At 47.6% G+C, this 10,105-nt stretch carries 9 protein-coding genes and 2 pseudogenes; 1 reads left to right on the top strand and 10 read right to left on the bottom strand.

Features of this window, described 5'->3' with window-relative positions; genetic code table 11:
- Positions 1-255 precede the first annotated feature (255 nt).
- From rpsI to pnp, 9 genes and pseudogenes are all read right to left on the bottom strand, one after another.
- Positions 256-648, bottom strand: coding sequence for a 30S ribosomal protein S9 (rpsI, locus tag N4310_RS05835; protein WP_262092434.1), 393 nt, complete (start codon positions 646-648; stop codon positions 256-258).
- 20 nt (positions 649-668) lie between these two features.
- Positions 669-1,115, bottom strand: a complete 447-nt coding sequence (gene rplM, locus N4310_RS05830; RefSeq protein WP_135038122.1) for a 50S ribosomal protein L13 — start codon at positions 1,113-1,115, stop codon at positions 669-671.
- Positions 1,116-1,288: 173 nt separating this feature from the next.
- A pseudogene (locus N4310_RS05825) lies at positions 1,289-2,058 on the bottom strand (DUF7916 family protein).
- Positions 2,059-2,102: 44 nt separating this feature from the next.
- Positions 2,103-2,621: an NYN domain-containing protein gene (locus N4310_RS05820; protein ID WP_160332350.1), complete on the bottom strand. Its 519-nt coding sequence runs from the start codon at positions 2,619-2,621 to the stop codon at positions 2,103-2,105.
- Complete coding sequence (gene rlmB / locus N4310_RS05815; RefSeq protein WP_262092433.1) at positions 2,618-3,346, bottom strand: 23S rRNA (guanosine(2251)-2'-O)-methyltransferase RlmB; 729 nt, start codon at positions 3,344-3,346, stop codon at positions 2,618-2,620. The genes N4310_RS05820 and rlmB overlap by 4 nt, the downstream gene beginning before the upstream one ends.
- 53 nt (positions 3,347-3,399) lie before the next feature.
- Positions 3,400-3,741, bottom strand: a complete 342-nt coding sequence (locus tag N4310_RS05810; RefSeq protein ID WP_160332352.1) for a DUF6287 domain-containing protein — start codon at positions 3,739-3,741, stop codon at positions 3,400-3,402.
- A 13-nt stretch (positions 3,742-3,754) separates the two neighbouring features.
- On the bottom strand, positions 3,755-4,147 hold the full coding sequence (locus N4310_RS05805; protein ID WP_262092432.1) for a Mini-ribonuclease 3: 393 nt from the start codon (positions 4,145-4,147) through the stop codon (positions 3,755-3,757).
- Positions 4,140-5,483, bottom strand: coding sequence for a cysteine--tRNA ligase (gene cysS / locus N4310_RS05800; RefSeq protein WP_262092431.1), 1,344 nt, complete (start codon positions 5,481-5,483; stop codon positions 4,140-4,142). The genes N4310_RS05805 and cysS overlap by 8 nt, the downstream gene beginning before the upstream one ends.
- A 26-nt stretch (positions 5,484-5,509) precedes the next feature.
- Positions 5,510-7,609, bottom strand: a pseudogene (gene pnp / locus N4310_RS05795) (polyribonucleotide nucleotidyltransferase); the annotation flags it as partial.
- 154 nt (positions 7,610-7,763) lie between these two features.
- Here pnp and pepF point away from each other — a divergent pair.
- Complete coding sequence (pepF, locus tag N4310_RS05790) at positions 7,764-9,560, top strand: oligoendopeptidase F (protein ID WP_262092429.1); 1,797 nt, start codon at positions 7,764-7,766, stop codon at positions 9,558-9,560.
- 69 nt (positions 9,561-9,629) lie between these two features.
- Here the strand turns inward: pepF and rpsO are convergent, their stop codons facing one another.
- Complete coding sequence (gene rpsO / locus N4310_RS05785) at positions 9,630-9,899, bottom strand: 30S ribosomal protein S15 (protein WP_135038137.1); 270 nt, start codon at positions 9,897-9,899, stop codon at positions 9,630-9,632.
- Between the last annotated feature and the right edge of the window lie 206 nt (positions 9,900-10,105).

The raw sequence follows: 10,105 nt of genomic DNA, 5'->3' as shown, positions 1-10,105 counted from the left end.
TGAAAGTGATGTCTAGGTCTTGAATTCCGAGTAATTTTTGAGTATTATAATCCATATAAAGCAATTCCTATTCTGATGTTTTTTTGTTCACTTATCAGTTTAACAGGAATTGCTTTTTTTGTGCTCTGAATGACAAAAAAAGCTGTATGGAATTTGAACTTTCCACACAACTTATTATAGAACCCTTTTTTCATCAAAAAAGCACCTTGCGAAAACTTTGCAAAGTGCTTTGAAACGTTGATAGTATCGTTTTGATTAACGTTTTGAGAACTGGCTCGCTTTACGAGCTTTTTTAAGACCTGGTTTCTTACGCTCAACCATACGTGCGTCACGAGTCAAGAGACCTGCACGTTTCAAGCTTAGACGGAAGTCTGGGTCTACTTCAAGAAGCGCACGAGCGATACCATGACGGATAGCTCCAGCTTGTCCAGCGTAACCACCGCCGTTAACGTTTACGAATACATCGTAAGAACCAGTAGTTGCAGTCACTGCAAATGGTTGGTTGATAACCAAACGGAGATCAGCGTGTGGGATGTACTCTTCTACATCTTTTTTGTTAACTGTGATTTTACCAGTACCTGGAACCAAACGTACACGCGCTACAGCGTTTTTACGACGACCAGTACCTGCATATTGTGCTTGTGCCATAGTTTAATCTGCTCCTTTCCTTAGATAAGTCCTGAGATGTCAAGAACTTCTGGTTGTTGAGCAGCATGAGTGTGTTCGCTACCAACAAATACTTTCAATTTCATACCTTGAGCACGTCCAAGTGTGTTGTGTGGAAGCATGCCTTTAACGGATTTTTCAATCAAGCGAACAGCGTTTTTAGAACGCAACTCACCAGCAGAGATCGATTTCAATCCACCTGGGTACAATGAGTGAGTGTAGTAGATCTTGTCTGTTGCTTTTTTACCAGTCAATTTCACTTTCTCAGCGTTGATAACGATAACGAAGTCACCTGTATCTGTGTGAGGTGTGAAAGTTGGTTTGTTCTTACCGCGAAGAACAGAAGCAACAACTGCAGAAAGACGTCCAAGTGGGACATCAGTTGCGTCAACAACGTACCATTTGCGTTCAACTTCACCTGGCTTAGCCATGTATGTAGTTTTGTTCATGATTTCTCCTATATTCAATCTCGTTTTTGTTTACATGTGGATGTTCCGGTCCACGGGGTATTTGGAAGGTTCCGGGGCCTTTCAAATGGGGTAAACAATACCGTATTCCATACTATCAAATCTAATGAGGGTCGTCAAGATATTTTCCTTACTTTTTAAAAAATTAGAAGGACTCATCTTCTAACAGACTGGCCCATCTTAAAATAGATGTGTCTTTTTCCCCGAACCGCTAGGGAAAGGGCCAGAATATTTTCTGGATCAGGCATGCGGCCGTAAAAGCCATCCCCAATATGATGGTCGACATAACTAAGGCCCCCTGAGCTTTGAGTTGGCTCACCAGAGGAGCCAGAAGCTCTTCTCGGACACCTGGGACTGTGCCAACTGCTGGAACCAGGATTCCATCTGCCCCTTGCTGAACAAAATCCAGTAGGGCGGGACCATCCACTACAGCCTCTCCTAGCCCGGCTCCGTGCATCTTACCTGCAAAGACTAGGCCTGAGAAATACTGCTTGGCCAGGGAAATAGCCTCTGAAATGGCTGCCAGCGAGACACCCGTTGCGGGGTTGCCTGTCAGCACGATAAAGTCTACTTCCAACTTCTGAGCCTGCTCGAGGCTCTGAGGGCTGACCTGCCGTCCTGGTGCTAGCTCAACGCGATTTTCCAACAGGGGCTGGGAGGAATCTACTGGTTCGAGGTTGATGCCAATCGGCCGGCCTGTTAGGTATTTGAGTTCTGCGACCGGATTGGCACAGTCGTAGAAATCAACAATTTCTGGCGCAAAGACGTCCAACCCATTTAAGAGCAGCAAGTCACAACTAAAAGCAGCCATCATCTCTGCATTGCTGACTCCATCAATCAAGGGTGCTGCAGTCACAACCGTTTCGCCCAGCACAATCCGCCCTTCACTGGCCCGGATTGCTTGTTTAAACTCCGCTGGGGTCATGGCTGCTAGATCACTGGCATAGGCTGATAACAAGCCTTTCCTAACTAGTTCTCCACTTCTCCCAAAAGCTCCTGTAGGGCCTGCATATTTTGCTCAGACCAGGGAGGTAAACGGGGTGTTTGAATATCGACCTGGTCCACAAATTTATCCAAGTCCTTCTTGACCACCGCTGTTCGTTTTTCCAACTCCCGCGCTGACACTCGCAGGGCTCCCTGAGCAAAAATCGTCCACTGCTCATTTAAGTCGCTGGTTGCGACCGAGACCTGATTGCGGCCCGTATTAAGCTGGGCTGCTAGCCGTTCAATGTAGGAGTCTGCTGTCTCATCTTCCTCGGTAAAAATCACTACAACCTGAAATTCATCGTAGCGTTGGCGGATTCCAGGCACATGCTGGGCATCAAAGACACAGGTAATTTCCAGTCCTTCAAAACTTGCATAATTACTGAGGCGATTGAGTAAGAGATTTCGCGCAGCATCCAGCTGATTGCGTTTGAAATAGCCTTTTGTACTTTCCCAAGAAGCAATCATATTGTAGCCATCGACCAATAAAATCTGTTTTTTCATAGGCGTTTCCGGTGTACTTCGTACATAAGAATCGCAGCAGCGACGCTGGCATTCAGACTTTGGACATGGCCGTCCATCGGAATGGTGATCATTTCATCAACCTGCTTCTTAATATTGGGAGAAATCCCCTTGCCTTCATTACCAATAATCAAGACCAATTTACCAGTTGTATTCCACTGGTGCGAAGGGGTCCCATCCATGTCCGTTCCAAAAATCCAAAAGCCGGCTTCTTTGAGCTTGGTCAAGGCTTGGCTGAGATTGGTCACCCGCGCCACCGGTACATGCTCTAGAGCTCCGGTTGCAATTTTGGCAACAACCGGGGTGATTCCAACTGCCCGATGCTTAGGAATCACCACTCCTGCCACTCCAAGCGCATCTGCCGAACGCAAGATTGAACCCAAGTTATGGGGATCTGTCAGACTATCCAGAATCAAGATCAAGGGATTCTCCTGGCCCTCAGCCTTAGCCAACACGTCCTCTAAGGTCTGGTAGGCATAGGCGGAGACCCGTAAGACTAGCCCTTGGTGCACCCCTTTTTGGGTCATTTCATCCAGCTTTTTCTTACTGGTCCAAGAAATCGGCACTTTCTGGTCTCGGGCCACCTCTTTGATTGCATCGACCTTCTTGCCTCGCAAATCTTCCTGAACATACAGTTTATTACCCGTGCCCGCTTCCAAGGCCTCCATCACCGCATGGAGGCCGTAAATGATATCTGTTTGATTCATCTGCTCTTTCCTTTACAGAGTAAGGAGGGGCAAACCCCTCCTTACTCTAGTCTTTAGTCTATTTTATAATAAAATTCACGCGCAAAAGCCAGGTCACCATTGCTTTGACTGAGCCAAATGCGATCCTTGAAATGTTTGGAACGATCTTGTGTATCTGGATTAGAGGCATCGATTCCACTTGGAATAAAGCGAATCAAAGCACCACCAACCAAGGCACGAATCGGCTCAAACTGGGTACTCAGAAAGCCTCCTTCAGCCAAAGCCGTTGTCAAGGTTACTTGATAAGTCTCTGACACCAAACCTTTGTCATCAAAAACCAGGCGTTCTTCATAATCATTTTCCCAAGTTCCTGCGATACTTGAGAAATCGCCAGCGAGAATTTCTTCAATATTCATAGGTTTTCTCCTTTTACGGATTTGCTTCGACGGTTTGAATACACCACTGGATCAACTCTTCCAATCGGTCGATCTGACCAGTTAGGTGGAGGTAGCCCAGTAGGGCTTCAAAACCCGTCGACATGCGATAAGTGACCACATCTGTATTTTTGGCTTTGGTATGACTGTTGGCATTTCGGCCCCGTTTGTAGATCCCCACCTCTTCTTCGGTCAGTAAGTTCTGATCTAACAGCGCTTGAACCAGTTGCGCCTGTGCCTTGGCTGACACATAGTGGGTCGCCACATGGTGCAAGCGGTTGGGCTTGGTCAGCCCCTGAAGAATCAAGTATTGGCGTACATAAACCGAATAGATGGCATCCCCATCAAAGGCTAAGGCAATCCCATTAATCAGACGCACATCAGTCACGTTGCCACCTCACTCCCTCCTTGGTATCCAGAAGGCGAATGCCTTGCTGGGCAAGAATGTCCCGAATCCGATCGGCTTCTTGGAAATTTTTGGCTGCCCGCGCCTCTTGGCGTTGAGCAATCAGCTTTTCAATTTCCTCATCCAAAATCTCTTCTTGGAAAACCAAACCAAAAATCTCTAGGAATTGACCAAAGGTCTCTTTGACAGCCTGGGTATAGTGGCCAGAGTTGATCCATTTGGCCAAATCAAAGAGCACGGTCAGGGCATTGGCTGTATTAAAGTCATCATCCATGGCTGCCTCAAAGGCTTGAACAAAGTCCTGCAGGCGGCTCGTGTCCACATCTTCCTGCAGCGGAGCCAGGTAGGTGTTTTTCAGGTACTTAAGATTGACCTCAGCATCATAAAGCGCCTTGTCACTGAAGTTAATTGGGCGCCGGTAGTGCTGGCTATTGAGGAAGAGCCGTAGAACGGAACCATCAATGGTCTGCAACAGGTCATGTACAGTTCGGAAGTTACCTAGTGACTTGGACATTTTCTCGTCATCAATGGTGATAAAGGCATTGTGCATCCAGTAGTTGACAAAGGTCTGACCTGTCTTAGCCTCAGATTGGGCAATCTCATTGGTATGGTGGGGGAACTCGAGGTCACTCCCTCCCCCGTGGATGTCTAGGGTTGCTCCCAACAGTTCTGTTGACATGACTGAACACTCAATATGCCAACCTGGCCGACCTGCTCCCCAAGGGCTCTCCCAATAAATCTCGCCGTCCTTGGCAGCCTTCCACAAGGCAAAATCCAGAGGATCTTCCTTGCGCTCGGCTTCTGAGCCGATCCGACCACTAGCTCCCTGGGCTAAATCCTCCAAGGATTTATTGGCCAAACATCCATAACCAACTGATTTTCGAACCCGGAAATAAACATCTCCTTGGCTTTCATAGGCCATGTCTTTAGCAATCAGATCCTGAATAAAGGCAATGATTTCCGGAATGTAGTCCATAACCCGTGGATTTTTGGTTGCCGGAAGAACTCCTAAGGCCTGGGTATCCTCCAAATAAGCTGCAATGTACTTATCCGCAACTGCTTCTGGACTGATCCCCTCCTCAAGTGCCCGCTTGATAATCTTATCATCAACATCTGTAAAGTTAGAGATGTAGGTGACCTCATACCCACGATAGGTCAGATAGCGACGAATAGTATCAAAAGCCACAACTGGACGCGCATTTCCAATATGAATGTAGTTATAAACCGTTGGACCACAGACATACATAGATACCTGACCCTCAACCTGGGGACGAAATTCTTCCAATTGCCGACTAAGGGTATTATAGATTTTGATCATAGCGATCCTTTCTATTCAACTCCTTGAGGTTTCGGGAACAAAACCTTCATCGAAGCATTCACCCGACCCTTATCATCAATCTTGACAACCTTAACATCCACTTCATCGCCCACTTCGAGAATATCTTCGACACGATTAACACGACTCCATGCCATTTCGGAAATATGAACAAGGGCATCCGTCTTATCAAAGAGGTTGACAAAAGCGCCAAATTTCTCAATGCGGGTAACCTTAACGCCGGTAAAGACTTCATCCACCTTGGCTTCACGCACCAAGCCAGCGATGATTTCCTTGGTCCGGTTGATCGCCGCTTGGTCGGGAGAGAAAATCGACACCAAACCATCTTCGTCAATGTCAATTTTGACACCAGTTTCCGCAATAATCTTATCGATGGTTTCCCCACCCTTACCAATCACGATCTTGATCTTATCAACATCGATTTGAATGGTGTCAATCTTAGGTGCAGTCGGTGCCAACTCTGGACGAACCTCAGGAATTGCTGCCTGAATCACATCCAAAATTTCAAAACGAGCCTTCTTGGCTTGCGCCAAGGCCTCTTCCAAAATTTCAGGAGTAATTCCGGAAATCTTAATATCCATTTGCAGAGCTGTGATTCCCTCACGTGTTCCCGCCACCTTAAAGTCCATATCTCCAAAGTGGTCTTCCAAGCCTTGAATATCCGTCAAGACTGTGTAGTTGGTCCCGTCCGAAATCAAGCCCATGGCAATTCCCGCAACCGGAGCCTTAATCGGTACCCCACCTGCCATCAAGGCCAAGGTTCCAGCAGTAATCGAAGCTTGAGAACTAGAACCATTAGATTCCAAGACCTCTGCCACCAAACGGATGGCATAAGGGAATTCTTCAACACTTGGCAAAACTTGCTCCAAAGCCCGCTCTCCCAAGGCACCATGTCCAATTTCACGCCGTCCTGGCGCTCCATAACGACCGGTTTCCCCCACAGAATATTGTGGGAAATTGTAATGGTGGAGGAAGCGTTTCTTGTATTCCGGATCTAGCCCATCAACAATTTGGGTCTCCCCCATTGGCGCCAAAGTCAACACAGACAAGGCTTGGGTTTGTCCTCGGGTAAAGAGACCAGAGCCATGAACCCGCGGCAAATAGTCTACTTCCGCAGCCAATGGGCGAATCTCATCAACCTTCCGACCATCCGGACGAACCTTGTCCTCCGTAATTAAACGACGAACTTCGGCATGCTCCATCAATTCCAGGATTTCTGCCACATCCCGCATGATTCGGTCAAATTCCTCATGGTCAGCATAACGCTCCTCATAAACAGCCTTGACTTCTTCCCGCACAGCAGTCGTCGCCGCTTCACGCGCCAATTTTTCCTCAACCTGCACAGCCGCTTGCAAAGGCTTGGTATAAGCTGCTTCAATCTCTGCCTGCAAGACTGGATCCACTTGCAACAACTCCACCTGAGCCTTGTCCTTACCAATCGCTGCAATAATTTCCTCTTGGAAAGCAATCAACTCCTGAATAGCAGCGTGCCCCTTGAGCAGCGCCTCCAACATAATCTCCTCAGACAACTCTTTGGCCCCTGATTCCACCATGTTGATGGCTTCTTTAGTTCCTGCCACGGTTAAATCCAAAGTGGATGCTTCCAACTCCTCCTGGCTAGGATTGATGACAAAAGCGCCATTTACATAACCCACCTGAACACCAGCAATCGGGCCATCAAAGGGAATATCTGAAATTCCCAGTGCGAGCGAAGAACCGAACATGGCTGCCATTGGGGCAGAAGCATTCTCATCATAGGAAAGAACCGTGTTAATCACCTGTACCTCGTTGCGGAAACCTTCCGCAAACATCGGCCGAATCGGACGGTCAATCAAGCGTGCCGTCAAGGTTGCATCTGTCGATGGACGACCTTCCCGCTTGTTAAAGCCACCCGGGAATTTCCCAGCGGCATACATTTTTTCCTCATAGTTTACTTGCAGTGGAAAAAAATCCCCTGTCGCCATCTTTTTAGACATCACAGCTGCTGTCAAGACGGTGCTTTCCCCATAACGAACCACAACAGAACCATTGGCTTGACGCGCCACCTGGCCTGCTTCCACAATCAATTCGCGACCCGCAAAGGTCGTCTTAAATACCTGTTTGGTCATCTACAACTCCTAAAATTTAATTGGGGATTTTCTACAAAAATCAATCTAGCAGGACCTGCTCGATTCATCTTTGCACAAAAGTCCCCGACCCCTTTATTTTACCACAATCAGGGCAAAAATTGCTATACTAAGAGAAAGACGAAAGGAGACATTTATGGAACAAAAACACCGCTCAGAATTCCCGGAATATCAGCTCTGGGACTTAAGCGCCCTCTACCAAGATCGGGAGGATTTCCTACGGGCCATCGAAAAAGCCAGTCAGGACATTGACGAATTCCAACGCAACTATCAAGACAAGCTAAAAACCTTTGAGGACTTCCAAGAGGCCTTCCAGGTACTGGAACAGATTCAAATTCAGATCAGCCACATCCTCACCTATTCCTTTATGCCCCAAACCACCGATTTTGGCAACGATGACTTTGCCCAAATCGCCCAAGCAGGGACCGACTTTGGGACCCAAGCCCAAGTCGGTTTGGCCTTCTTTGACGCGGCCCTCCTTGAAGCCGAGCCAGCCATTTTGGATCAGCTGGAAGCCCTACCTGGACTGAGCCAGCCCCTTCGCTTAGCCAAAATTAAAAAAGCCCACTATCTGGGCAAAGAGGCGGAAAAAACGCTGGCCAACCTCAGCGAAATGTTCCAAGCACCACATGATATCTACAGCAAAATGCGGGCTGGTGACTATGCTATGGAAGACTTTGTTGTTGCTGATAAAACCTATAAAAACTCCTTCATCAGCTACGAAAACTACTACCAAAACCACGAAGACGCGGCTGTACGCGAAGCCTCCTTCCGCTCCTTCTCCAAGGCTCTCCGCCAGCACCAAGAAACGGCTGCCGCAGCTTACTTAGCGCAAGTTCGCTCCGAAAAAATTATGGCCGACATGAAGGGCTACGACTCCGTCTTTGACTACCTCCTAGCCGAACAGGAAGTAGACCGCAGCCTCTTCGACCGGCAAATTGATCTCATTATGAACGAGTTTGCCCCTATCGCTCGGACCTTTGTCAAGCACGTAGCCCAAATCAACGGACTGGACAAAATGACCTTCGCCGACTGGAAACTGGACTTGGATCCGCAACTCAATCCAGAAGTCTCCATCGAAGAAGCCTACGACCTCGTCATGCGCTCCGTTGATGCCTTGGGATCCGAATATGTCGACCAAGTCAAACGCTACCAAGAAGAACGCTGGGTCGACTTCGCAGCTAACACCGGCAAAGACTCCGGTGGTTATGCCGCAGACCCTTACAAGGTCCACCCCTATGTTCTCATGAGCTGGACTGGACGCATGAGCGATGTCTACACCCTAATCCACGAGATTGGACACTCTGGCCAATTTATCTTCTCTGACAACCATCAAAGCATCTTCAACACCAGCATGTCTACCTACTCCGTCGAAGCACCCTCTACTTTCAATGAATTGTTGTTGAGTGACCTACTAGAGCAAGAGCTAGAAGACCCACGCCAAAAACGCTTTGCCCTAGCCCACCGCCTCACAGACACCTACTTCCACAACTTTATCACCCATCTTTTGGAAGCTGCCTTCCAACGCCAAGTCTATAACTTAATCGAACAAGGCCAAGTCTTTGGAGCGGAAAAACTCAATGCCATCATGAAGGACGTCCTCACCCAATTTTGGGGTGACGCTATCGAAATTGATGACGATGCCGCCCTTACCTGGATGCGCCAAAGCCACTACTACATGGGTCTCTATAGCTATACCTACTCCGCTGGTCTAGTCCTAGCCACCGTCGGCTTCCTCCGCCTCAAAGAAAGCCAAAATCCAAAATTTTGGCTAGACTTCCTCAAACTGGGCGGTAGTCTCCCACCTTTGGAAGCTGCCAAAGTCCTCGGTGCCGACCTCAGCACTGAAAAACCCCTCCGTGACACCATCCAATTCTTGGATGACACCGTCCAACAAATCATCCGCTATAGCCAAGAACTTGGCCAAGCCTAAGACCCAACACCTGGATTTTCATCCAGGTGTTTTTCGCAACAAAAAAACTGCCCGCAGGCAGTTTTTTGATTAACGACGTAGTCCCAATGAATGGATCAATTCACGGTAACGGTTAACATCTGTACGGCGAAGGTAAGCCAAAAGGTTACGACGACGTCCGATTTTTTTCATCAAACCACGGTAAGTAGCATGGTCTTTTTTGTGCACTTTGATGTGCTCATTCAAGTGGTTGATTTCCCAAGTCAAAACTGCAACTTGAACTTCAACAGAACCTGTGTCACCTTCATGACGCGCATATTGTGCAATGATTTCATTTTTTTTCTCTTTTGAGATTGCCATTTTTTCTCTCCTTTTTTCTTCCCCATCCGAGTGCGAGGGACTGGCAAGCCCACCACCAAGAAGGGGTCTCTATCCTTACGGACATTCCCATTCTATCAAGGTCCTCTTTGTTTGTCAACTAAAATCATTCAGAATCATTCCCGTTGCTTATTCTTTTTGAAAATAATGTCAGGATTCTGACTCCTCATCATCAATTTCATAAAAAT

Origin of the sequence: Streptococcus danieliae (assembly GCF_025447695.1) — a bacterium.
GTDB classification, from domain to species: domain Bacteria; phylum Bacillota; class Bacilli; order Lactobacillales; family Streptococcaceae; genus Streptococcus; species Streptococcus danieliae.
The sequence above is the reverse complement of the archived record's forward strand: the minus strand, read 5'-3'. Positions and strand labels throughout refer to the sequence as shown.